This window comes from Tolypothrix sp. PCC 7601, assembly GCF_025677855.1.
In the GTDB taxonomy this organism is placed as follows: domain Bacteria; phylum Cyanobacteriota; class Cyanobacteriia; order Cyanobacteriales; family Nostocaceae; genus Aulosira; species Aulosira diplosiphon.
Map to the genome: position 1 here is coordinate 6,453,762 of NZ_CP064879.1, position 24,337 is coordinate 6,478,098.

Genomic DNA, 24,337 nt, shown 5'->3' on the forward strand with positions numbered 1-24,337 from the left:
TTGTAAATCCTAAATAAATAGAAAAAGCAGTATATACACTGCTATTAGCTCTAAGCAGCTTTGATTATGATTGTTAAGCTAAACCAAATCTAGTTTGCATAATCTGAAATTATATATTTCTTGTGGGGGAGCCACTGTGTTGCGCGGTGAGTGCAGCCACACGTGCGGCTATGCCGCCGAGTGGACTGCCGCTCGCGTAGCGTATCCGAAGGATTCACCCGAAGGGGTTCCCACGGCAGTCCGCTCAAGTCGGGAAACCCGCCCACGCGGCTGCCTCCTCGTTGTAGCAAGTGGTGTTGGGCATCTTGCCCGCCCAATATATGCAAGTTAAATCTGGAACAGCTTACCATAAAACTCAACATAAAAAATAGAGGTAATTATGTCTGAAAACAAAATTAATTCAGCAGAATATTTGGAAGATGGTGAACTATCTGAAGAGGAATTAGACGCACAAGCAGGTGGTACCCTAGAAGCATCTGGTGATAGTCTGCTTCTAGACCAATCCCAATCAAATATATTAAAACAAAATGACAATATGTTCACAAGTTTTGACGGTGCCAAAGGTACTTCTTTAAGTAATGAAAAATTCAACAATAAACCTATGAACATGTCTTTGCAATTCCCTTAGAAAGTTATTTCACAATTACACTCATTGCTCGTTCTGCTAAACCTTTCAAAATTTCCTTCAAACCTTGATTGGAAATTACAGCAAATTTTAGCTGCATAAATTACATGTATAATGCTTAAAACCCTGTAGAGACTCGATTAAATTGGGTCTCTACATGTAGCATATATTCTATTATCAGCAATCATTTTTATACAAAACCAGATTATTGATTAATAGGACTTACACAACGCCGATAATGTCATTGCGACCGAAACGAAATGTAGGGAAGCAATCCTAGTGTTAGGGAAGATTACCTCTCTTTGCTACGCAACGCTATCGCTCGTCATGACGGAGTTACGTTATTTTTGCGTAAGTCCTGATTAATTCTAGTAGTAGATATTATTATATTAAATGGCAACAATTGTTATTCATAGCTCGGGGACTTTGGGCGACCATTTACCCTATATTGCACTGGGGGAATCGTTACAAGCAAGAGGGCATAAAGTCCGCATGGCTATGAATGATTCTATGCATAATTATGTGCTGCAATCAGGATTAGAAGCAGTCTCTTGTGGCATATCTATGGGAGAAAAAGAGGCGCAAAAGGGAGCAGAAGATTGGGATGAATGGCACCCTCATTCTAAATCTTTTGCCGAAAGAGTTGAGCAAATGCAAAAGTTCTTTAAATATGATATTCCTCTTGTTTTTGAACAATTACTAGCAGCTTGTGCTGGTGCCGACCTCTTAATCTGTGGGTTACAACGTCAAGTGTTCGGGACGATGATTCAGCATAAATTAGGGATTCCTTGGGTTGCTACCTCTGTTGCACCAGCTGACCAGTGTGCAGATTCTGGTAATCAGTTAGGTAATAAAATGCAAATTATGCGCTTCTGTACAGCGACCTTAGAGGAGATTTATAAGGATTTAGGGGTGCTAGAGATGGACTGGCTGGAGCATACTAGAACAGGACATGCCATCTTAGGTTCTAGTCCTCATTTTTCTCAACTCAATTCTGAAAATTCTTACTACCAGCAAACGGGCTTTTGGTTTTATGAAGACCCTACATGGAAAGATTGGCAACCTGATGATCAGTTGCGACAATTTGTAGAGCAATCATCTAAACCATTAGTTTTATCTTTTAGTAGTTTACCACTCAAAGATGCTCGAGCTGTATTAGAAGTTCATGTACGAGCTGCTGCCAAGTTAGGACGGAGAATTTTAATTCACCGGGGGTGGGCTAATTTTAATGAAACCTTATTACCGGAAGACTGCGATCGCGAATTAGTAATGTTTGTTGACTTTATACCCCAAGATTGGCTGTTTTCGCGCGCAGCTGCAATTATTCATCATGGAGGTATAGGCACAATTGCCAGAGCATTACGGAATAATTGCCCTATGGTCGTAGAACCCTACGGTAATGACCAATTTTTCAATGCCAAGCGTGTTATGGCATTAAAAGTTGGTACAGCCATGTGCCCATACAAAATAACTCCCGATAACCTAGCCCAAGTGTTAGAAAAAAAAGTGCTAACCGATGAAGTTAAGGAAAATACTCAAGCTCTTGGTGCCAAAGTCGGCGAAGAAAAAGGTTTGGAAACAGCTTGTAATTTAATCGCATCTTGGATGTAGTTACTTTAGAAAAATATGGCGACAATTGTTATTTCTAGTACAGGAACAGATGGCGACCATTTACCTTATATAGCTCTAGGAGAAGCTTTACAAGCTAGGGGACATAAAGTTCGCATGGCGTTTAGGGAATCTATGAGGTCTCATATAACCAAAGCAGGGTTAGAAGCAATCTGTTGTGGTAAAGACTTAGTAGAAGAGGAAGCACGAAAAGATGCGGCAGATTGGGATGGATGGCAGCCACCTTCAACATCGGGTCAAGAAAGATACGATAAAATGGTTGATTACCTACAACACGAAATTCCTGTCGTTTTTCAAGCCTTATTAGCAGCCTGTAAAGATGCCGATTTATTAATTTGTGGATTACAACGGCAACTATTGGGAGCTATGATTGAGAAAAAAATAGGAACTCCTTGGGTTGCAGCTTCAGTTACACCAGCTTTTCAATGTTCAGAAATAGGACACCACAACATTAGTAATAGGTCAGAAGTTGTATCATTATTTTTGCCAATTTTAAAAGAAGTTTTTACCAAGTTAGAAGTAGAGGAAATCAACTGGCTCGAGTATCATAAAACAGAACATGCAATATTAGGCTCTAGTTCTCATTTTTCTCAACCGACTCTGGAAAATTCCCACTATAAACAAACTGGCTTTTGGTTTTATGAAAATCCAGATTGGCAGAACTGGCAACCTGACGAGCAGTTACAAGAGTTTGTGGAAACATCACCAAAACCTTTAGTCTTATCTTTTAGCAGTATTCCCGTAACTAATCCAAAATCCGTCTTAGAAGTTCATGTTCATGCTGCTGCAATATTGGGGCGAAGAATTGTAGTTCAACGAGGTTGGGCTAATTTTAATGAAACCCTATTGCCTAATGATATAAATCGCGAATCTGTGATGTTTACTGAATTTATGCCGCAAGATTGGCTACTTTCTCATGCAGCTGCTTTCATACATCATGGTGGTGTAGGTACAATAGCCAGGGCATTACGAAATGATTGTCCCATGCTTGTAGAACCCCTAGGCAACGACCAATTTTTTAATGCCAAGCGAGTTCTGTCTTTAAAAGTTGGCACAGCAATGCATCCACACAAATTAACCCCCGATGGTTTAGCTAGGGTTCTCGAAACAAAAGTACTAAACGATGAAGTCAAGCAAAATACTCAGGTAATAGGTGCCAAAATTAGGGAAGATAAAGGTTTAGTAACTGCTTGTCAGGTTATAGAATCATGGCTACCATAATATTAATTTGTCTTATCGATAAACTTAAGCAATAATTGGAACTTTATTCATAAATCATTGAGAGTTGATAACGTTGCCAACTTGACTTCTCCAGGCTCTAGCTATCAGCAAATCTCCAATGAAATAAAAAATGAATACTGGTGGCTCATAACTCATGATTAAGGTTTTATACGATGTCTCTATTTTGGGTATTAGTCACCGCGATAACCATACCTTCGGCATTCCAATAAAGGCTGAAAATTAGTTGGAACAACTGCGCGCACCGAACGATGTCTCGTGATCATCAGGTGTTAGGTTAGTCGATTTGATTCTAATTTCATTTCAAATTGAGACAACTTGTTTTGCTATTCCACAACCCTGACAAGGTGTAGGTATTTTACCATTTGCTAATTCAGTTGCTAAATCGGCTCTTAGCTGAAGTATTTCTTCTCGATGTAAGTTTTCAATAGTACCAAAAGCCCAACTTTCGGCTTTGATTGTACAGCAAGGTGTAATTCGTCCATGACGATCCATATTGATTCCTTGCTCAAGCCAGGGACATGATGTAAGTTTTCCTTTTTCAATATCGATTGGTCTAGGTCTAAACAATTCGTCATAGAAATGATGATGAAGTGATTTTTGGTGCCAAATATTTTGTGCAATATCACTCACCATATAGCTTTGATATTTTTCTTTGTGGCTATTATCAAGATATTCTGCCTCCATTCCATCATATATATTTGCATAATGGGGCATTCGGTTAAGTAATTGAATCGCAATACCACCGTCCATACCTAGACGGGAGTACATATCGAAAACACTAGGCATATCATCTAAGGTTGATGCAAGTACCGTTAATGCAAACCCTACACTTGGTTTATCTAAACCTAACCGCGAACGTTCAGATAATAGACGAGAAATACCAGCTTCTATGACAGCGATAGAACCGGAGCGAATTTTTTGAAACTTTTCTGGTATCGTAGTTTCGAGAGATACACGAATCGAGCGAATACCTGCATCTAGAATGCGTTGGATATTAGAGTGTGAAAAAAAACTACCATTCGTTATTAACGAAATGTGAATACCTTGAGAGTTTGCCAGTTCAACCATATCAAAAAACTCAGTATTCATCAAAGGCTCACCTTCACCTTGAAGCTCAAGATGTTGAATCTCAGGAAACATTTCTAGAAATTTGGCAAAATTTTCAAGTGATAGATTTGATTGATCCATATACCTTCCGCAACAAAAACCGCATTTAAAATTGCATTTTGTTGTAGGTTCAATTTGTGCCAAATACACTTTATTCATATTATTTACTTCTCTCATTGCTATTAAGTCGCCATCATATTGACTTCCACTAGAATGGATGAAAATGGAAGGTGAATGTATGTATTTTGATAGCTATTAAACATTTATTTTCAAGCTAGTTGTGTAGTTGTATAAAATTATTTAGCCAGCTTGGATTAATTGAGCATATGCTCCTGGTACATCCTTCATTTCGTTATGGGTACCCCGTTGTACTACCTTCCCCCGTTCCACAACAATAATCTCATCACAATCGCGAATTGTACTCAAACGGTGGGCTACAATAATGCAAGTGCAACCTCTGCGCCTGATATTTCGGTCAATAGTTTTCTCTGTTTGTGTATCCAGCGCGCTGGTTGCCTCATCCATTACCAAAATTGCTGGGTCATTAACTAAAGAGCGGGCAATTTCCAACCTTTGGCGTTGTCCACCGCTTAAATTGGCTGCACCTTCGAGCAACTTGCCATCAAGTCCCCCAGGTATTGCCATCACCACATCTAAAATTGCTGCATCTTGGCAAGCTTTGATTAACTGAGTATTGGTAATAGTTTCATCCCACAGAGTTAAATTATCCCGTACTGTACCGCCAAACAAAAATATTTCCTGCTCTACCATCGCTAGGGAATTAGTTAAGACTGGACGAGGAATATTTTGTCTACTCGTACCATCAAAAAGGATTTCTCCTTCCCAAGGTTCGTAAAGTCCTGTTACAAGTTTAGATAAAGTAGACTTACCCGAACCACTACCACCAATGAATGCAACTCGCTGTCCTGGTTTGAGCGTGCAACTAAAGTTTTGAATCAAAGGTTCTTCGACGCGACTGTAACCAAAGCTAATATTACGTAATTCTACATATCCTTGTAAGCGATAGGTACCACTTTCAGGATTACGAGGCACCGCATATTCATGTGGCAAGTTATCAGTTTCTGTTAGCGCCTTTAATGCTGGGTTGATAGGGTTAGCTAACACATCATCCAAACGCTTAAGGTCTCCTTCTAGCTCCTGAATTTTACTACCCAAAGCGACTAAAGTCTTAACTGGAGATTGAAATTTACCCATCAAAGTTTGAAAAGCAACCAACATACCAATATTCAAATGTCCATCAATAACACGAAGACCACCGACAACCAATATCAGCATCATGGAAATGGAAGATAGTAAAGTAGGTATAAGACCTAAAAGTTGGTCGGTTTGGCTTAATTCCTGTTGAGCATTGGTGGCTTTAGCATAATACCCTGCCCAACGACTAAAAAAATCAGATTCCAGAGCAGCAGATTTAATGTTTTCAATACTTTGTAAGCCGCTAATTTCTACCCCTGCAATTTTGCCAAAATCTTGATTCATACGCATATTAGTATCAACGCGCATTCTGGCTATCCATTGTAATACTATAATATTAATTGCTATTCCAGCAATGCAAATTAATGTCAGTACCCAATCATAAGCCAGCATTACTCCACCATAAAAAATGACCATTACAGTATCAATAGCGGTTCGTGCTAATTGACCCGAAAGTAAATTTGCAACTTTGTTGTTTAAACCAATACGGTTACTAATTTCTCCAGCATAGCGTTGAGCGTAAAAACTAACAGGTAGACGAAGAATGTGCCATAAAAATTGACCTGTCATACCAATAGATAGCTTTAGTTGTAAATACCTTAACTTTGTTAATTGCAATAAAGTTAAAATCGTTTGCAACAGAACTACAATTCCTATACTGAATAATACGGGCTTTAACCAGTCTGTCCGATTTTGTATTAATATATCATTGACAAATATTTGGTAAAGAGCAGCTGATGCTAATTGGGGAATTACGAGTAGAAAACCAGCAATAATACAAAATAGAAGTTCTTTATAAGAACTTCGCAAACGAGTAATTAAAGCTCTAATTATACTTGGTTTGCGTCCACCTTTTTTAAACTCTGCTCCTGGCTCCATAATCAGGACAACACCAGTATAAGCTTCATTAAACTCTTGAAGTGTAACGCTGCGTGGGCCTGTTGCTGGGTCATTCAAGTAAACGCGATCGCCTAAAAAGCCTTCAACAACAAGAAAGTGGTTAAAGTTCCAAAATACAATGAACGGTGGCTTAATCTCTTTGAGTTGGGCAAGTTCCTTTTTAAACCCTTTCGCCTGCATCCCATAATTGCGCGCAGCTTTGAGAATATTTGAAGATTTGGAACCATCACGGGAAACACCGCAAGCTGTTCGCAGCTCGGGTAAAGGAACAATTCGATGGTAATAGCTAAGTATAATTCCCAAAGCTGCGGCACCGCATTCCACAGTTTCCATTTGCAACAGTGTGGGTGTTTTCACACGAATATTGCTAACTTTGGTTGGTGGAGAACTAGATTTATTCAGATCTAACTTTTTAATCGCTTTTTCAAGTAACTGCATTTTCTATAGGATGTTACGAGTTAGGAGTTAGGAATTACAAATTGTGAATTTTCATTTTTGATTACTTGATACCTACTAACTCTTGAAGTATTGGTAAAATAAAAGTAATCGGTGCCCTTTCTTCAATAGTGACGCGAACTGAAGTTGTAGTACCAGGAGTAATTTTAGAATCAGGCCCCTTGGAAGATGACCATTTATAACCACTAAAGGTGCTAGTATCATTAATTAGTCCAGCATTAACTTGAATTGCTGCTCCATTCTGACCAATTAAAGAAGCAACAACTTCCTGATTACCAATTATGGAAACAGCACCTTCTTTAGTGATGGGAAGCGCAGAAACATCAGTAATTTTGCCAACAATGCCTCCAAATCGCTCTCTTTTTACAGTATCAGGAGTAATTGAAATTAGCATTCCTACGCGGATTTGTTTGCCGTCTTTGATAGGAAAAAAAGCAACAGTACTAGAGGAATCATTAACTCCTCCCATCCTCATTGTTCCCAAACGAGTACCAGGTTGAACTACTTGTCCAACAGTTGCGGTTAATTCCAAAATACATCCATCTTGAGTACTTAAAATCTGACTATTTTGTTTGAACTGCTGATCAAGTCTAGCTATTTCTCGACTTACCTCTTGAATTTCTTTATTGCGCTGATTGTTGCTTTCTAGATTTTCTTGGACTAAACGTTTTTCTTTGGTTTCTAACTCTTGTATTTGAGCTTGAATATCACTAATAGAGCGAAGATTATCTAAATATTCACGTTCTGTTTTACTACTCTCCAAAACCAATTGTTGCATCTGTACTTGAATTTCGCCTATTGACCTCAAATTCTGTAAGTAGCTTTGCTGAGTTTGAGTTTCAGTAACATCAAGTTGTTTTAACTCAGCTTGCAATTGATCCACCGATTGAAGCCCCTGCCTGTACTCTTGTTCTACTTGTAAAATTGTTTCTGTGGCTATGGCACCAGCTGCTGCTAGTTCGCGGCGCTTCTGAAGTTTTTTTTCGAGGATGGGAACTAGAGCTTGAGCATCCTTTAAACGTTGCTGAATGCTAATTCGCTGTTGCCCAAGGGCTGTTAATTCTTTATCTTTAAGTATGGGCGTGAGAGTTTGAGTATCCTTTAAGCGTTCCTGAAGGTTGACTTGCTGCTCTTTAATTGCATCTAAGCCTTTTGCCTTGAGTACTGGAGTTAACATCCGAGCATCTTGCAAGCGTTTTTCAAGAGTCGCACGCGAAGCCACAATTGCATTTTTTTCCAATTGCATTCGCTGCGAGGTCACTAATAATGCCTCAGTCGCTTGTGTTTGCAATTGCTCTAATTTTCCTTTTGCTAGTTGTAGCTGCTGTCTTAATTCGGCTGGATCTATCGTTGCTAAAACTTCATCTTTCTTCACACATTGCCCATGCTTGGCTTGTAAAGATTTTAATTGCCCAGTAATATTCGATTGAAAATCGACAATTTGCCGGGGTTGAATTAATATTCCCTTACCTTCAACGTTGATGGGAATGCGACCAAAAATACTCCAAATTAAACCAATAAATGTTAAACCACTAAAAACTGTTAGTACCAGCCAATCTTTTGGATTAATGACCTGCATTAACTGGTCTAGTCGTTCCGGCGAAGATAGACGTTCTAGAGATGCTTGCCGGAAAACGCCTTCTTTATTTTTATCTCGATTGAAAACCATATATTAACTGGCGATAGGAAATAGGAGATAGGAAATAAAGAAATGAGATTGACATACTCCCCAGCCTGAAGGCATGGGGATTCTAGCTTCAGACAGCGATTGCTGGCGTAGCCAGTCTGACATCACCTAAGCCAACAGTCGATGCCCCGACTGCACAAATATTGCGACTAGCGTTTTCGTCTCTTCCATTAACTGACTGACAGGAAGGACAACGCCACTCTCTAACTGACAAATCAAGACTTTCTAGAATATGTTTACAATTAGAGCATGTCTTGCTACTTGGATACCACTGGTCGATAAAGACAACCAGTTTATTCTTCTTCTTGGCAACCCATTCTAGGATTTGCAGAAACTCACCAAACGCTAAGTCTGATATTTGCCTGCCCCAAAGACGTTGCATTCCTTTGAGATTTAAAGTCTCAAAACAGAGAATATCGAACCTATCTGTTAGCTCATGAGCTAATTTCCAGAACCAATCACGCCGACGGTTGGAAATATCTTCATGCTTGCGTACTAAATTCTTTCTGGCTCGTTCTCTGTTAGATGAGCCTTTTAGCTTTTTGGAATGCCGCGAACTTGCTTTTTTAATGGCGCTTAGGGATTGCTTGAAAAATTGGGGCGATTCAATTTTAGTGCCGTCTGAGCAAGTGAGGAATGTCTTTAACCCAAAATCAAAGCCAGCGATTTTACCCGTCTTAACTTCAACTTCTGAGCTACCCTCATCAACAACCAAAACCATAAATAACTCACCTAACGGGGTGCGTTTAATAGTTAGGGTTTTGACTGTTCCCTCAATTTCTCTGGACTTCCAAAACTGGTAAACTCGACTACCAATTTTTACCCTATTTCCACCCAAAAACTTATAACCTGCCTGCTTAAGGGTGAACGATTTGTATTTCTTGACCTTCTTAAATCCTGGTGGTCTTACTCCTTTGTTATTGTGTTTGAAAAACAATTGGTAAGCTTTCTCAATGCGTTGACAAATATCTTGTGCTGCTTGAGAACCTACTGATTGCCAAAAAGAATTACGCTTTCTTAATTTGGCGATATGAGCCTGAAGTTTTGCACAGTTTAAATGCTTGCCAAACATCCGGTAATACCTTTTATGTAGAGCAATGCAATGGTTATAAATCACTCCAGCAGCGTTGATTGTGCGCTTGAGGTGTCTATTCCTTTTGTGTTCGTACAATTTAAACTTCAGTGTTTTCATGCTAGTATTATACCATAAAACGACGGCAATATGACGGCATGAAGAAATTAACAGTTCGATGCTCTAATGAAGAGTATGAAACGCTTTTGAAATACTGCGAAGAAACAGATCGCACTCAAAATGACGTACTTAGAGAGATGATCCGGAAGTTGAAGAAAAGCCGTGCTAGAAGCACGGGGCTTTAGACCCAATTTTTTGGTAAAGAATAGGGTATTGGTTCTTGTCACCTTTTTCACCTCGTCTCCCTTACTCCCAAAGCTGCTTTTATCGACGGAGTTGTTGAATCATCCAGTCAAAACGCTTGCCAGCAATTGCAGTTCCTTCCAAAACATCAAAATCGAGTTCGTCCTCTACTTCAATATCTTCTGACAACAACTCCATGCGTTCGGAGTGGGTATTGGTAATGCCTGCACGCAAAAGTAAATCTAAGCAACGATTGGATAAAATAAGAACGAGTGAGCGATAAAAACGACCTGCAAATCCCCTATCTTCGTGAAACTTGGCGGCAAGAGTAGTTTGTGGCAGTGCTAACACCCAAGCATTTTCCAATGTCTTGACACTAGCAGAAGCTACACCTCCATCGACAAATGACATTTCACCTAAGATGTCACCCTTAACGCGCTTGGCAACTTCTTTCTCCTGCACTGCACCGTTGTTGTTGATGTTGACGTAAATACCCAACATCCCCTCTAATAGCAAGTAAACTGCTGGTACTGTTTGTTCTTGTTGAATTAAAGCGCTTCCTAACCCTGCCTTTGTTGCTACCCCATTAGCTACCATCCAAGCAATATCACTGTCATTAAGAGTTGCAAATACTATTAGTACTTTTCGCAGTGGTTCTCCTTCTTTAATGTTCTGGGTTGCCATCAACTTAGTTAATTTACGTAGTCGGTCAGATAAGTTGATTGCTAGGAGATGATAAAAACGAGCAGCAAAATCAGCAGATAACTCGATGCAATCTATTAGTTTCTGTTTTGGAAATACCAACAATTCTGAAGGTTCGGTAACAATAATGGTTGTTGCTGCTACTTGATTGTCCAGAAACGAAGTTTCACCAACTAGCTCCCCATTTGAGAATGTTGTTAGCTGCTGCTTACTGCCATCTTGTTGAGACTGTACCATCGCTAAATTCCCACTTAAGCATACATAGATAGATGTTGTAGGTTTACCTTCCTCAATTAAAACTGTTCCTGATGGATAGGTTTTCTGCTGTACTACCGAGTTGAGACAATCAAAATCTTGATCTTGTAAAACTCTGAAATGAGGAAAATTAGCGAGCAGTTGTTTTACAGTAGTTACTTCTGAGTTCGATAATATAGACATAAAAGTATTAACGATGAAATAGTGGTGTAAAAAATAATCAGCAAGAGCAGTAAATTTTTGGTTGTAAAATTCAACGCCCTTTGAAAGTAAGTAATTTGTTCTACGCTTATATAGTTCCCAGAAACTAGGATTATCTATATGTGTAGTAGCGTTTATAGACTAAAATAGTGCGTTAGATTAGAAAAAATTAAACGCAGATAAACGCGGATAAAATTAATCTCTATTGCAATATTTAAGGCTAGACACGCTGGTAGGAGCCTATAACAACTACTGCTTTACAAAAAAACCGTTACCATATACATAGTTCCCGCTTTTAGCTCAAAAATCACAACTCGTTGTAAATCATTAGATCGGGGCTGATGCATAAAAACGCAAAAACAAGGTTTCTGCGTTGATATTATGTAATAAAAGCGCGCTTTCTGTTGGAAAAAAGTTTGCGATTTACTGAAGTTATTTGGTGGACAGTTCCCCTAGAAAAAGAGTGTGTGGTAATTGAGCGTTTAAATCCCACAGATACAATACCTGTGCGCGATCGCAGTTCATTTATAGTTGTGGCAAGACTTTTTGGAGTTTTGTTACTACAATCTGCGAGCAACCGATTAATTCCAATTCAGCAGATTCCGCCTAGCCACCTATTCCAATAGATATATGACATGAGGAATATTGCAAGAGCGATCGCTCTTATTTATCTTAGTCCTAAATCCAATTGAAAATATTAAGGTTTCAGTTCATCAATCAATACCCAATCAGCTTGCATCTCGACTGGTAAAGCGATCGCTCTCCTCATTCCCAAAGAGCGTAGGCTAGCAAATACCGCAGGCATCGCTATTTTTCTTATTCATGACTCATATTGAATGAATATTTACTCTCTTAATCCTTGTTCTTTCAATAATATATCCATCCATTCTCTATCTTTTACCAATAAATCCGGTACAGGAGGTTGATTATAATCTAAAGTCAAATCAAATCCGGCTTGTTCATATATTTCTAATAATAATTTCTGTAAATCTAATTTTATTTCCTGTTCTTGTTGCTCTAAAGGAATAGTAACATTAGGGATAGCTTCTCTCACAGTAAAAGCAAATAATTGAGCCGATGGTAATTGATGAGACCTGACAACTAAAATATGATAATCTGTGTCAGGAATATTTGTGAGAGTTGGCATTTTATCGCCATTTATAATTAAATCAATCTCTAATAAATTAGTATCACTTTGGAAGATTTTTTCTCTTTTTTCTAAATATGACTTTCTACCTGCCTTTGTAAGTTTATTTGTAGGAGAAATTACTTCAATTACTGTTACTACTTGACCAGTAGAAACTTCTCTAATTTCTAAATAACCTTCTTTAATTTCTAAAGGTAATGGTAATGTTACAGTAATAGATTTATTTTCTGTTTCCGCAGGTAAAGTTGCTATTGCTGTTTGACTAATATTTGATATTTGATTTTTGTTCTTGTTGTTTTGCTGATAAAATAGCTAAGTCAGGAATACCGATTAAGATTGCATCTTCAGTATTCATCCTATAGGTACGTTTTTCAATTGCTACTCGATATTTAGGACGTAAAGGAGGAGATATCGCAATAGCGATCGCTGTAATTAATCTATGATGTACCTCTGACCATAAATCAGGATTTTCTAAATAGGGATTCATTCCCAGAAATGGATACTTCATAACTATAATATTTATTAACTTACTATAACTTTAGTGTATAGCAAGTTTTATGGTTAAGAAGTAAGTCTTCATATTGTTTCACTCAAAAAGCGATCGCTCTTCGGGAATGAGGAGAGCGATCGCCAAATTCTAACTCCAATGAATATGTTTGGAACGAAAAGCCCTTTCCCAATCGTTAGCAATTACCTCCATCATATTAATCATACCTTCATAGCCAAAATATGGCTTATCAAGATAAGTCTCTCTGTTAGTTGGGCTAAAGACATCAAATGCAATTTTAATTCCCAATTCCTCCGCCATGTATTTCTCCCAAGCCGAACCAAGCACAGCATCAGTATCAATCTCTGTTAAGGCTTGCTTAATTTGATAACCATCTGCTGCAAATGCTACACGAGGCGAAATACCCATACTTTTAAGTTCTCGCTCCAAAATTGCACGAGATTCACGCATTGCTGAACGGAACAACAAAACTTCTGGAATCATTTCTAACTCTTCAAAGAGCATTCTTACTAACCCAATACCCAGAGTTCCATCAGCAGATACCGCAATTCTACAGTTACGATATCGAGGAATAATCATCAAGGCTCGCTTGCGAAGAGTTTCTACTACTCTATTTTCACCTTCTTTAATTAGTGGTTCTACTCTTTTCTCGTCTATCTTGAAATGTGCTGCTAATGCTTGCAACCACCGCGTAGTATTTTTCACACCTATCGGTAAAGGAATATCCTCCAAAATTAAGGGGATATTATGGGATTCTTGCATTTTCCGCGCAAACTTATACCCGACATCATGACTGAGAAGAATATTAGCAGTTGCGTTACCAGCTTGTTCTAATTCTTCAAAGGATGTACCGTGAGAAATTACTGTCTGGACTCTAATTCTTAAAGCTTTTAATGTCTCTTTAATCCATTGCAAATCAGCCCACCAAGTAGGATTAAGATTTGCCTGGGGTGCAATAATATTGACAATTCTGGGTTTTCTCCCGCCTCGCCGCTTCTGTCTTTTGTGGATGAAAGGTAGTAACGCCTCTAAACCCATTTCTAAGCCATCATAAGCATTACCGCGAAACCCACCAGCCAGCAAAGGAACGAGTTTAGCGTTAATCTGTGGCTGAAGGCTATGACATAATCCCTGAATATCTTCACCAATAATATCTGCCGCACAAGTACCAACGACAAACATCACTTTCGCTTTAAAAGATTGATCTGCTTCCTTAATCAAATTTTTGAGTTTTTCAGATGCTCCCATGACGATATCTGACTCAAAAAGACGACTACAACCTACTTTACGCTTAGTAAAATCCACCTCATGGTTATCATAGCCAGCCGCTACAGTAGAGGCGCAACCTTGGGGAGAATGAATTACAATACTGACATCTTTAATACCAGCTACCATATTAGCGATGCCTTCCAAAGCACAACCAACGATAGGATCTTTACTGTGATCGCAATTGTCAAATGTTAGTTGTTCTTTGTGGGAGGATATGACATTGAGTACCTGAGAGTTTTCGCTTTTTATTCCTGACAGCATTTTCCTGTTCTCTTGTTTGCATATACGGTACAATCAGCTAAGTTATTAAGCTAATACGTGTCTAAATTGCATAACTACTAATAAGGGCTGTTAACAGTCAACAGTCAACAGTCAACAATCCTCACGATGGATTGTGCAACTTAAAAGCAGAATAGCTTACTCGTTAAAACATTTGCCCCGCTTCTTCCCTCCATATACAGTACAGTCAGGTAAGTCTTGGGCTAATTTTCCTGTCAATGATTGAGCAGATGCTAAACCTGAATTTTTCGGGAATACCATTTGCTTGGTTAAGGAACTACGAGGTCTAAAGCCATATTGGAGTGCAGTTTTAATACACTTAGCTACCCTTAAGGCTCCGCGATAACCAAATCGAGGACGATTTAAGATGGCGTTTAAATCGACAACGGGAATATGGGGGAAACTCAAAGAAGAACCAAAATAAACTACGGAATCAGCATCCAGTCCCCCAATGAATTCTAGTAATTCATCTTCTGTTTGTTTCATCGACTCATACTTACCAAAAGCTAAAGTTCCTTTGGTAATCAAAATTTCTGGGTCTAATCCCGTTTCTAATAGGTAATCGACGCTGGTTTCCCGCGCTTCTGTACTCCAAGGATGGAAGTTATAAATCACCGCACGCATCCCAAAATCGCGCTCTAACATATGAGCAATAGACAAGCACTTAATAGCGTCATGTCCTTCGATGATGGCTAACTTACCTTCGATATATTGCTTTGCTTCCTCAAATTCGGTCTTAATGGCTGCATATTCCCGTTCCATCAAAGCAGCTGCTTGCGCTTCCATTCCTAAATATTTTGCCGCGCCTTGCAACCATTTTTCTGTAGCACTAATACCATAGGGAAGAATCGTAGAATTTAAGGGAGTACCGAATTTATCGTACATGGCTCTACCAATGGTATAGCCCAGATCCAAACATAAAGTACAGTTAACTGCTGCACTCGGTGCTTGTTTGAGTTCATCTAATGTACAGTCACCTGCAATTACACTGTGAACCCTAGCCCCCATTCCTTTAATCAGGCGTTTCAGTTCCTTAACATCACCTTCTACTTCTGTCCTTTCTGGCCCCATCTTGGCACCAACAATATTGACAGAATCGGCTAATTGTGCTTGACGTTCTGGTGTCGGCGGTTCCATAAAGTCTACAATTTGCCGAAAGACGATATCAAAGCCACTGCGATACTCTCCAGCAAAGCCTTCGCAATGTATCGTCATGATTTCTGCGTCGATTTCGCTGCGGGCTTTATTCACCACATCATCAACGCAATCGCCAATAATCCCCGACGCGCAACTAGTGGCGACAACGATCGCATCTGGGTGGTATTTTTGGTCTACTTCGCGAATTGCACCGCGTAGTTCTTTTTCTCCCCCAAAAATCACCGCTTTCTCACTCATGTTAGTAGTGACAACGGCTTCATAAGGGGAACCACTATTACGGCTATTTGTTAGCTTATATGCTCGTTTCACCCCATAAGCACAACCACTCGGCCCGTGAGAAATCACGATCGCATCTTTAATCCCACTTAAAATCTTGGTTGCAGTCCAGAATTTGCAGGGGCGAGTGTGACTACCTTGTAAGGTGGTTTGAATTTTACCTTCTTTCGCTAGCTGATACAGTTCGCTTAAATGTCCGTAAAATACAACGTTAGCATCCATGTTTGTTGGCATAACAGTTCTCCATCTCTAGGTCATCAGATCCCCGACTTCTTGAAGAAGTCGGGGATCTTACAGTGTGATATTCAGGCTTTTACCAAACGTTTAAGATCCATTCGCGATCGTGCTTGTATTCCATATCTGCAAACAAGGCGTTAGCGATCGCATCTCCCAAAAATTCCGCACCACGATAACCAATTACAGGGTGTTTCCACATACCTGCACGGTCAAAAGTGGGGAAACCTACACGTACCATTGGGATTTGGTTATCAATCGCAATATACCGACCTTTGGAATGACCTAAAATCAAGTCGATGTCGCCTCTTTCCTTAACGCGGCTTTCTAGTTCCCACAAATCTGCATTCCAGATGACTTCAATGTCATATTCAGCGTGGTTAGCTTTTTTGTCCAATTCAGCTAATCTGGGGTCTTTGGAAGGTGCTTGGTTATCATCACCCAACAACAGCAATACTGGCTCTAATTCTACTTCCTGACAGAATTCTGCCAAGCCAATGACTAAATCGGGGTCGCCGTAAATAGCTACACGCTTGTTAGCAAAGTACATGTGAGCTAAGTCAGCTAAAGCGTCAATAGCTTTACCTCTTTCTACTACCAAGGATTCTGGGATAGCTTTACCAGTCAGTTGTTTGATATTTCGCAACCAAGCGTCAGTATTTTTGATGCCAATTGGTGTAGGGCCGACAATTGCGGGAACACCATACTCTCTTTGCAAGAATTCAGCTGCGTTACCACCTTCATATTTGCATAAAGCAATGGTACCGACTGCATTGGCAGAACCAGCAATATCTTCAATGGTGGTATTACCAAAGGTAAAGCTTTTCATATCTGGCATGGTGGGAGCGTTGAAGGTTTCGGTATCCAATAGGATGTTACCTTCTACACCCATTTCAGCTAAGATGTGCTTAACTTCAGTTACATCACCAGGGTTAACCCAACCAGTAATGATGTTTAACTTACCATTGGGTTCGCCTTTCTTGGCTAAGTTAGTCACCAAAGACTGTACCCCAGCATCATAACCAGTTACCTGACTACCCCGGTAGCTAGGAGTATGCACAGGAATCAATTTAACTTCCCGATTGGGATACTCTTTCTTTAAGAATTTGTTGACCTTGTTGATTGTTCCTTCTACGTCATCACCAATGGTTTCAGTAGAACAAGTAGTGATGATGGGAATCAAGCGCACGTCAGGATAGCGTGCTACTATGGTTTTCACACCTTCTTCGATCCGTGGCATACCACCAAACACAGCACTTGCTTCATGGAGTGAAGAAGATGCAATGTCAAAGTTTTCTTTCAAGTGTTGAGCAAAAATCAGGCGGACAAACATACTGCAACCTTGTCCACCATGCACCAAAGGAATACAATCTTTAACACCGATAGTTGCATATTCAGCACCCGCAGGTTGACAGGTAAAGATAGGATTGATTACCCCAGAACGTTCTTTTTTGCTGACAGCTAAAGTCATCCGAATTGTCTCCTAAATAGTCTAAAGTTTTTGGAAAGAGAACTCATACCAATTCAAAATTCAAAATTCAAAATTCAAAATTCAAAATTAAGAACTACTGATTTATCAATAGGTTCTCAATTTGGATCTGGTTCAGAATTTTTGTGAATTGGTATTAGAACTTGTATTGCCCTCCAGAATTGAATTTCGCCTAAATTCTGCGGCTTTTAGTTCTGAGTTCTTTGTAAGTAATGGTATAAGTTCAAGAACACTGGGGAATCAGATAAATTGCTAGAAGATTGAAGAGAACTAGCAATTTTTCAGATTACTGAATTCAAGTATGAAAGTTAATAATTAACTCTGGCAAACTCTTACTCTCTATTTTTGTGTGCCTGGAGCGTGAGTTGAATTCATACCCGGATTCAGTAACACCCATTTTCTTTAGTAGAGAGAATGGTGCAATTCACCATTCCGAGAACCAGTGATCACGATACCGATCAGCTTTTGTTTAACTAGCTCCAGTACTGCTTTGATGTGTGCCTTATCGCTGTTCTCGAACCATGAGAATTTCTTTTTCAGGTCAAGTACAAGGATTTTGGCATCTGCGTAATGAAGCTTTTCAGGCAGGGTTTCATTAACTAGCTTTTCTCCTGAAGCAATGGCGATCGCTTTATTAATCACACCATTGATGTTCTCTTCTCTGTCCCAAGAACGAGAGTGGAACTGCCATAAACAACGCTCTTGAATGAAAGTTGTGATTTCTTCAGTCCGTTGTTGGATGTATGCTGTGACTTCTTCAGATTGCTGTTTCAGGGCCTCGCTATTATCTTTCTTGGCTTCATCATCGCGGATATCGATACCAGCCAAATTCATCAAAGGAGAGTAAATGGCATTGTACAAATCACGTGCCATATTCACTGCACCTTCAAATCCCATGTATGGCCCATTGTGATATCCATGACCGTTGATGTATGGTAGGTGCAATTTCTTGACTAACGCACCGACACGGGGCCCAGTCAACACTACATCAGGACGAATCATCTCGAGAACTTCAAAGAATTCTAGTTCATTACCATCATCAATATAGATTGTGCCTTCTTGACCTCTGGCAATGACTTTCTCAAAGTCTTCTTGGTGTCCAAACTTGGAAGACATGGATACTACTTGCATTCCTAAGTCATCTTCCAATGCTTTTGTCCAGTGCCACAATCTGGGGCCACCTGTCCAAATACAGACTTTTTTACCTTTGAGTCTTTCTTTATACCAATTCATCCTGTCTTGGTATTTAGCGACTTCTTCAGCAATCACAGCTTCGGCTCTGTCTTCAATACCAAAGAAAGCACCGATTTTCCGCAATGCTTCTTGGCAATAGTCAAAGCCCCAAGTGTCTACGTCCATCCGGGGGATGCCGTATCTTTTCTTGAGTTCGTTGGCGATATAACCGGCACTCCGGGCACAGTTGGTAACATTAAGTTGCGCTCTGTGCATTCCTCTGAGCGCGTCGTAAGTACCGTTCCCTGTAAAGTGGGCGATGATTTGTACGCCCATTTTTTCCATGTACCTTTCGAGTACAAAGGTGTCACCTTGGATGTTGTAGTCGCCGATGACGTTGATGGTGTAGGGTGAGGTAATTTCTGGTTCAAATGTACCAACTTTCTCGTTAATCCAGGCGATGTTTAAGACGTGGTGTCCTTTGGATTGGCTCACACCAGCAAATCCGGGACATTCTACACAGAATATGTCTACATCACCTAGTTCTTGTTGGGCACTTTTGACCACAGCGCGGATGTCATCACCAATTAATGCGGTGGCGCAGGTGGTGTAGACTATCATCCGTTTGATGTCGGGGAATTCAGCAAAGGCTTCCAGGATAGACTTTTTGAGTTGCTTTTCCCCACCAAATACGATGTGAGACTCTTTCATGTCTGATGACCAGACATATTTGAGTTGGAAGTGTCCGTTGTCGCTAGGATAGCGTTTGGTGTGCCAGGTGTCGTAGGCGCAGCCGATGGGGCCGTGAATCATTTGGATGGTGTCTTTGAGTACACCACCAATTACGAGTTTCGCGCCGCAATAGCTACAGCCTCTTTCTGAAAGTGAGCCGGGGATGGTTTCAATGTTTGATAGTGGTAAGAATTGGGTGGTGTCTTCGCCTTTTTCTTTGATATAAACGTGCTTTTCCCGTTCGGGAATTGTTTCGTCGCATTTCAATAGTTTCAATGGCATATCTAATTGCTCCTGACGCAATATCTATACAAGAAGAAAGTGCTTTTGTTTCTTTTCTCTGAGAAGCAATTTCCTTCTTGTTTCTATCTGTTTTAATAATAATAAAATTTTCAAATATTAAACAGTGATTTACACAACAAAACTTTAAAAAAATAAATCGGCTATTGGTACTAAATTCTAGCCTTTTATATAGACAGTTCTGTATATTTTTTGTGGGTCAATATTGCGCTTATAACTATAAATATTAATTTTATATTAACATTATTTATGGCTGTTCAAAACAGTCATAAATATTTGATTTATCTTCCCTATAAATCGGTAAATAGGCTATATAGTAAGATAGATAATATTTTATTTTTGCCAGTATATATAGGAATAAAATCCGCTAGCCATCATCTAGATTAGTTGGCTAATCTGTAATTACCTAATATAATCAGGACTGACAAATGCTTGCCCTATAAGGGTTTTGCGAGATTTAAATAGAAAAAATAAATATTTCAGAACTTATGCAAAAATAACGTAATTCCGTTATTACGAGCGACAGCAAAGTAATTTATCATGACATTGCGATTGCTTCCCTACACTTTGTTTCGGTCGCAATGACATTATCGGCGTTGCATAAGTCTTATATGTTTTAGTTAATTTTCCATTACCAATACCCCTCTTCTTAAACAAGTGATGCACTATGTTTTCCGGGAAGAAGGGGTAAAATTTTGATTGCGCTCAATCAATTTTCCTACAATAAGGGAGTGTCAAAATGATATTTGGCTAAGATTTCTTGTCCCAAGGGTGAAAGGATATACATAGCCAGCATGACTACAGAACTACGAGAGTTGTTAATCAAGGTCATGCCATAATTGGCTTTGACAGCTAAATTTTCTGGTAATTCTAATATTTGTAAACTTGGCGCTGCTAAACTTGCTAATCGAGCGTCTGTGCGATAGGTTAAAAGCATATCTACTTGTTGTGTTTCTAGGATGCAGTAAGCCAACTTATTCAGACCATAAGGAACAACAAAAGAGTTATAACCGCCTCGTAAATCTAGAACTTTTTTATTTAACTTTTCCCAACTCCCTGATTTTAATTTCTCGGCTTTTTGGAACACTTGTTGTATGTAATCGCTAGACAGTTCGGAATTAAGTGTTACTATGCCTACGCGAATATCGGAAGCTAACATTAAGTCTAATAAATTATCTGGTGTTACCTTGAGGCCAGGTTTAACTATGGCGCATATTCTATTGCTGACGAAATTGACTACAGGACTACCTTTACTAACTTGCATCAGTGCATGAGGATTTTTCAGATCCGCAGCAGCAAAGATATCTGCTTTTTCGCTTTTAAAAATCCGTTCTCGCAGCGAATCAGAATTGTCAAATTCAAGTTTTATAGGTATCTTATATTTCCTAGTAAAAGCTTGTGCAACTTCCGAAAGAGCGCCTTTTAAGCTATGAGAGGCGTACAATGTGACTGATAGGCGATCATTGTCATCAAAAAGAACCAAATTACTTAATTCCATAGCTATGCCCATAAATTGTTACCTCACAATCATTCAGTAAGTGTTGAGAAATTAATTAGTGATTACGCCAGCAATAGAGTAGTTTTGTTAGCTGAAAAGAATGTCTCCCAAGTCCTATAACAGCCAGGGAGTAGAAGAGAAATTATTGGGAGATTTCGCAGTAAATACTACAAATAGAGCAATTACCATATTTTATTGCTGACTTTAACTCAGTCATTTACAAAAAATATGGTCACTTTTAGAGATAGCGATCGCTAATTTTAACTATGACAAAATTTCGCCACCCTTTAAGTAAATCTCACGGAAGTCCGAGGGTGACAATTACAAAACTCTTCATCTGTTTGCTAGTTTGCAAGACTACTAAGTATAGACACAATTAATCGCGTCTTTCCATCTTTTGACTGACTCGATAGCGGTATCCCTTTCTATAGAATGCTGTGATTCCAAGTCGATTGATGAACTGCAAGCAGATGGAGGTATCCCCATAACTCCGAGTCTGCTACAGATCCATTGTTTCCGCAATCCTCCAGAATGTTGCGGAACATGACCATCAGTTCATCAAACGATTGGTTAACTCACAAAATGTCGTCTCATCACATAACAAGCATGGAGATTCCAGTGCCTCTTCTAGAATCCATCTTTGGTGATTTACGTTCTTGATTCCCTATATGTAAAGCATAGCATACATCTTGCAATTTTACTTGCGTTAGTTAATTTTCAATGCGAAAACTTGCAGAAATAGTAGTTATGAAGATTTTTACCAACTTAACTGGTAAAACTGGCACAACCGATACAATTTAAATAATCGATTTCAGCTTTGATAATTACTAGGTAACCAGTATATGCTCCTTGAGGGCTAATACCTAGCATTTGTATTCATTACAAAATCACTGCTTCTCTGCTGATGAATCCAGCACAGCCAAGAATAGTAACACTCAAAGCCAGCAGCCAGGACAGAAAGTTGCGTCAGCGCTTGCATCTCGCACCAACCATTGCAGCGCGACTATTCACCTTTCCAGTTCGCAATTCTTTGGGTTGGTATACCCTACAGCAGCATTGTTTAACTTGGTTCGAGGTAATTGGCTACACAGTGCTTTTGCAGTCAGACATTGATTGTGTTAGACATCCAGCACAACGTTATAGTAATAGTGAAGTAATTTTGCGCGATCGCCTGTTGAAGGCTTTGCAGAGAATTAACCCGACAATACCATTGTCTGCGATCGCAGATACCATTTCTCAGTTAACTGCCAAAAATAATTGTCTATTAGTTGAAAATAACCGTCGCTACCATAAACTCTTAACAGATGGTATTGAAATTAGTTACCCCAAAGATGGGCAAATAGTAAACGATCAACTCTGGCTGCTCGATCCATTAAATCTGCATAATAACGATTGGTTAGTCATACATCCATGTACGATTGTTGAGGGCAATTATACTCACAATTTAGATGTGGTGGTCTTTATTAATGGAATACCTTTAGCAGTAATTGTCTGGACTGACCCCAACAATCAAAAAACTAGCCTCAAGCAAGCTTATCAACGGTTGCAAGTTTACAAACAACAGATACCAACACTGTTTACCTACAATGCATTTGTAGTTATTGCTTGTGGAAGTCAAGCACGAGTAGGAACTGTAACCTCTGATTGGCAAGAGTTTTTACCTTGGCACAGTATTGATGGTGAAGATTTCTCCGCCACAGGAGAAACTGAACTAGAGATAGTAATTCAAGGAATTTTTGACAAGCGGCGCTGTTTAGAACTAGTGAAGCATTTCATAGTATTTGAAGAGAAGCAAGCTGATATCAATAAAAAATTGCTACGCCATCATTTTTGTACCAGACTAAACCGTTTCTGCTGTGATTAAAGGTATTCTTGATACTTGTCGGTTAAGGGTAAAAGGGGAAGGGTAAAAGGGGAAGGGTAAAAGGGGAAGAAAAAACCTTTAACCTTTACCCTTTCTCCTTTTCCCCAAACTCAAATCGCTTCGTCAGTAATGGCAATAAGTAAATGATTTACAATCACTATTACCATGACGACAATCAGGTACTTTCAATTCAAAAAATCTTCCATTGTTATTGCTGACATTCCACAGTCAACGACTTTAAGCGGAATAATTTATGTTTTGGAGTTACCTAAAAATTAACCTAGTTTGAAGGCATCATTAAACGCTGAGAACTAGGAGGAGAAGAAAGGTTTAAGAAAGTGATGAGTTTCAGTGTGCGACGGCGAATTTTCCAACGCCCATTTTGTTGGATAACTTCATCTTCATAAGTACCATTAGCAACATCAATGCTTGTATCAGAACGTTTGTGAGTCGCATGGAGATAGGAAGTCATCGTTGCATTATTACCATTAACGTTAATGTTGATTGTACCTATCAAATGCTGGGTAGCTACATAGCCATTCCCTTGGAATACAGCATAAACAAAATCCGCCCAAGCATTGGTGCCGATATATGTCTGGGTGGTTCCATCAGGGAAAACTGCTGTAATCGTTGCATTCGGTGTAAAGCAGTCCGGATAAATATTCTTTCCTCCTTGGAGATCTCCTCTCCCAATTGCATCTGTTCCCAAAGCGTAGCAAACCGTCAATTTTTCAATATCTAATTGAGCATTAGGTTGTGACGCAAAAGCAAATTCAAATGTCCCCCCTAGTAGTACTAGTACAGTAGCAATCACTGCTATTAAGGTTGTCATACCCGGAAAACTCATCAATCTCTGAGATTTGTTTTTTTTCATTTAATTTTGCTACCCTACGTAAGTCATTACCAATTGTGTTACCTGGAATTGCCCATCTAAATGATAGATGTCAATGTTTTTACAGCAATGCTAAATACTGTTGCATATTTGGGAATACTAAATGCGAAACTCGCAAATATAC

Annotated in this window: 19 protein-coding genes; 6 read left to right on the forward strand and 13 right to left on the reverse strand. The window is 39.3% G+C overall.

The window, feature by feature from the left end; translation table 11 throughout:
- Nucleotides 1-379 precede the first annotated feature (379 nt).
- The 3 genes from HG267_RS26155 (at nucleotide 380) to HG267_RS26165 (ending at nucleotide 3,475) form a co-directional block, all read left to right on the forward strand.
- Entirely contained in the window at nucleotides 380-628 is a 249-nt protein-coding gene (locus HG267_RS26155; RefSeq protein ID WP_045872174.1) for a hypothetical protein, read from the forward strand.
- A 390-nt stretch (nucleotides 629-1,018) separates the two neighbouring features.
- Complete coding sequence (locus tag HG267_RS26160; protein WP_045872175.1) at nucleotides 1,019-2,236, forward strand: glycosyltransferase; 1,218 nt, start codon at nucleotides 1,019-1,021, stop codon at nucleotides 2,234-2,236.
- A gap of 15 nt (nucleotides 2,237-2,251) precedes the next feature.
- The gene (locus HG267_RS26165) at nucleotides 2,252-3,475 is read left to right on the forward strand and encodes a glycosyltransferase (protein ID WP_045872176.1); all 1,224 of its coding nucleotides are present in this window, start codon (nucleotides 2,252-2,254) and stop codon (nucleotides 3,473-3,475) included.
- A 321-nt stretch (nucleotides 3,476-3,796) separates the two neighbouring features.
- On the opposite strand, the gene HG267_RS26170 is transcribed toward HG267_RS26165, so the two are convergent.
- The 4 genes from HG267_RS26170 to HG267_RS26185 form a co-directional block, all read right to left on the reverse strand.
- On the reverse strand, nucleotides 3,797-4,780 hold the full coding sequence (locus HG267_RS26170) for a radical SAM protein (protein ID WP_081584080.1): 984 nt from the start codon (nucleotides 4,778-4,780) through the stop codon (nucleotides 3,797-3,799).
- 123 nt (nucleotides 4,781-4,903) lie between these two features.
- Complete coding sequence (locus HG267_RS26175) at nucleotides 4,904-7,156, reverse strand: NHLP family bacteriocin export ABC transporter peptidase/permease/ATPase subunit (protein ID WP_045872178.1); 2,253 nt, start codon at nucleotides 7,154-7,156, stop codon at nucleotides 4,904-4,906.
- Nucleotides 7,157-7,217: 61 nt separating this feature from the next.
- Entirely contained in the window at nucleotides 7,218-8,843 is a 1,626-nt protein-coding gene (locus HG267_RS26180; RefSeq protein WP_045872179.1) for an NHLP bacteriocin system secretion protein, read from the reverse strand.
- Nucleotides 8,844-8,931: 88 nt separating this feature from the next.
- Nucleotides 8,932-10,053, reverse strand: coding sequence for an RNA-guided endonuclease InsQ/TnpB family protein (locus HG267_RS26185; RefSeq protein WP_045867859.1), 1,122 nt, complete (start codon nucleotides 10,051-10,053; stop codon nucleotides 8,932-8,934).
- A gap of 38 nt (nucleotides 10,054-10,091) precedes the next feature.
- Between HG267_RS26185 and HG267_RS26190 the strand changes: the two genes are divergently transcribed.
- Entirely contained in the window at nucleotides 10,092-10,238 is a 147-nt protein-coding gene (locus HG267_RS26190; protein WP_045868487.1) for a ribbon-helix-helix protein, CopG family, read from the forward strand.
- Nucleotides 10,239-10,317: 79 nt separating this feature from the next.
- Here HG267_RS26190 and HG267_RS26195 read toward each other — a convergent pair whose 3' ends face one another.
- The gene (locus HG267_RS26195; RefSeq protein WP_045872180.1) at nucleotides 10,318-11,376 is read right to left on the reverse strand and encodes a cyclic nucleotide-binding domain-containing protein; all 1,059 of its coding nucleotides are present in this window, start codon (nucleotides 11,374-11,376) and stop codon (nucleotides 10,318-10,320) included.
- A gap of 434 nt (nucleotides 11,377-11,810) precedes the next feature.
- On the opposite strand from HG267_RS26195, the gene HG267_RS26200 reads away from it, so the two are divergent.
- Nucleotides 11,811-12,020 carry a hypothetical protein gene (locus HG267_RS26200; RefSeq protein WP_045872181.1) on the forward strand — a complete coding sequence of 70 codons (210 nt, stop codon included), beginning with the start codon at nucleotides 11,811-11,813 and terminating at the stop codon, nucleotides 12,018-12,020.
- Nucleotides 12,021-12,238: 218 nt separating this feature from the next.
- Here the strand turns inward: HG267_RS26200 and HG267_RS26205 are convergent, their stop codons facing one another.
- The 7 genes from HG267_RS26205 to HG267_RS26235 all read right to left on the reverse strand — a co-directional run bounded on the left by HG267_RS26205 (nucleotide 12,239) and on the right by HG267_RS26235 (nucleotide 21,469).
- Nucleotides 12,239-12,817, reverse strand: a complete 579-nt coding sequence (locus tag HG267_RS26205; RefSeq protein WP_081584081.1) for a DUF4058 family protein — start codon at nucleotides 12,815-12,817, stop codon at nucleotides 12,239-12,241.
- Nucleotides 12,804-13,049, reverse strand: coding sequence for a DUF4058 family protein (locus HG267_RS26210; protein WP_081584082.1), 246 nt, complete (start codon nucleotides 13,047-13,049; stop codon nucleotides 12,804-12,806). Before HG267_RS26210 ends, HG267_RS26205 begins: the two co-directional genes overlap by 14 nt.
- A 129-nt stretch (nucleotides 13,050-13,178) precedes the next feature.
- Nucleotides 13,179-14,579 carry a nitrogenase component 1 gene (locus HG267_RS26215; RefSeq protein ID WP_045872182.1) on the reverse strand — a complete coding sequence of 467 codons (1,401 nt, stop codon included), beginning with the start codon at nucleotides 14,577-14,579 and terminating at the stop codon, nucleotides 13,179-13,181.
- A gap of 156 nt (nucleotides 14,580-14,735) precedes the next feature.
- Nucleotides 14,736-16,265: a nitrogenase component 1 gene (locus tag HG267_RS26220; RefSeq protein ID WP_045872183.1), complete on the reverse strand. Its 1,530-nt coding sequence runs from the start codon at nucleotides 16,263-16,265 to the stop codon at nucleotides 14,736-14,738.
- 79 nt (nucleotides 16,266-16,344) lie between these two features.
- Complete coding sequence (vnfK, locus tag HG267_RS26225) at nucleotides 16,345-17,736, reverse strand: V-containing nitrogenase subunit beta (protein ID WP_045872184.1); 1,392 nt, start codon at nucleotides 17,734-17,736, stop codon at nucleotides 16,345-16,347.
- Between the two features lie 420 nt (nucleotides 17,737-18,156).
- Nucleotides 18,157-19,941 carry a nitrogenase vanadium-iron protein, alpha chain gene (gene vnfD, locus HG267_RS26230; RefSeq protein WP_096621842.1) on the reverse strand — a complete coding sequence of 595 codons (1,785 nt, stop codon included), beginning with the start codon at nucleotides 19,939-19,941 and terminating at the stop codon, nucleotides 18,157-18,159.
- A gap of 736 nt (nucleotides 19,942-20,677) precedes the next feature.
- Complete coding sequence (locus HG267_RS26235) at nucleotides 20,678-21,469, reverse strand: substrate-binding domain-containing protein (protein ID WP_045872186.1); 792 nt, start codon at nucleotides 21,467-21,469, stop codon at nucleotides 20,678-20,680.
- An 892-nt stretch (nucleotides 21,470-22,361) separates the two neighbouring features.
- Between HG267_RS26235 and HG267_RS26240 the strand changes: the two genes are divergently transcribed.
- Nucleotides 22,362-23,321 carry a type I restriction endonuclease gene (locus tag HG267_RS26240; RefSeq protein ID WP_052335295.1) on the forward strand — a complete coding sequence of 320 codons (960 nt, stop codon included), beginning with the start codon at nucleotides 22,362-22,364 and terminating at the stop codon, nucleotides 23,319-23,321.
- 280 nt (nucleotides 23,322-23,601) lie between these two features.
- On the opposite strand, the gene HG267_RS26245 is transcribed toward HG267_RS26240, so the two are convergent.
- Nucleotides 23,602-24,195: a nuclear transport factor 2 family protein gene (locus tag HG267_RS26245; RefSeq protein WP_045872187.1), complete on the reverse strand. Its 594-nt coding sequence runs from the start codon at nucleotides 24,193-24,195 to the stop codon at nucleotides 23,602-23,604.
- Nucleotides 24,196-24,337 lie beyond the last annotated feature (142 nt).

Coding starts and splice junctions, on each gene's coding strand:
- HG267_RS26155 (WP_045872174.1), top strand. CDS start 380: ATGTCTGAAAACAAAATTAATTCAGCAGAATATTTGGAAGATGGTGAA.
- HG267_RS26160 (WP_045872175.1), top strand. CDS start 1,019: ATGGCAACAATTGTTATTCATAGCTCGGGGACTTTGGGCGACCATTTA.
- HG267_RS26165 (WP_045872176.1), top strand. CDS start 2,252: ATGGCGACAATTGTTATTTCTAGTACAGGAACAGATGGCGACCATTTA.
- HG267_RS26170 (WP_081584080.1), bottom strand. CDS start 4,780: ATGAGAGAAGTAAATAATATGAATAAAGTGTATTTGGCACAAATTGAA.
- HG267_RS26175 (WP_045872178.1), bottom strand. CDS start 7,156: ATGCAGTTACTTGAAAAAGCGATTAAAAAGTTAGATCTGAATAAATCT.
- HG267_RS26180 (WP_045872179.1), bottom strand. CDS start 8,843: ATGGTTTTCAATCGAGATAAAAATAAAGAAGGCGTTTTCCGGCAAGCA.
- HG267_RS26185 (WP_045867859.1), bottom strand. CDS start 10,053: ATGAAAACACTGAAGTTTAAATTGTACGAACACAAAAGGAATAGACAC.
- HG267_RS26190 (WP_045868487.1), top strand. CDS start 10,092: ATGAAGAAATTAACAGTTCGATGCTCTAATGAAGAGTATGAAACGCTT.
- HG267_RS26195 (WP_045872180.1), bottom strand. CDS start 11,376: ATGTCTATATTATCGAACTCAGAAGTAACTACTGTAAAACAACTGCTC.
- HG267_RS26210 (WP_081584082.1), bottom strand. CDS start 13,049: ATGAAGTATCCATTTCTGGGAATGAATCCCTATTTAGAAAATCCTGAT.
- HG267_RS26215 (WP_045872182.1), bottom strand. CDS start 14,579: ATGCTGTCAGGAATAAAAAGCGAAAACTCTCAGGTACTCAATGTCATA.
- HG267_RS26220 (WP_045872183.1), bottom strand. CDS start 16,265: ATGCCAACAAACATGGATGCTAACGTTGTATTTTACGGACATTTAAGC.
- vnfK (WP_045872184.1), bottom strand. CDS start 17,736: ATGACTTTAGCTGTCAGCAAAAAAGAACGTTCTGGGGTAATCAATCCT.
- vnfD (WP_096621842.1), bottom strand. CDS start 19,941: ATGCCATTGAAACTATTGAAATGCGACGAAACAATTCCCGAACGGGAA.
- HG267_RS26235 (WP_045872186.1), bottom strand. CDS start 21,469: ATGGGCATAGCTATGGAATTAAGTAATTTGGTTCTTTTTGATGACAAT.
- HG267_RS26240 (WP_052335295.1), top strand. CDS start 22,362: ATGAATCCAGCACAGCCAAGAATAGTAACACTCAAAGCCAGCAGCCAG.
- HG267_RS26245 (WP_045872187.1), bottom strand. CDS start 24,195: ATGAAAAAAAACAAATCTCAGAGATTGATGAGTTTTCCGGGTATGACA.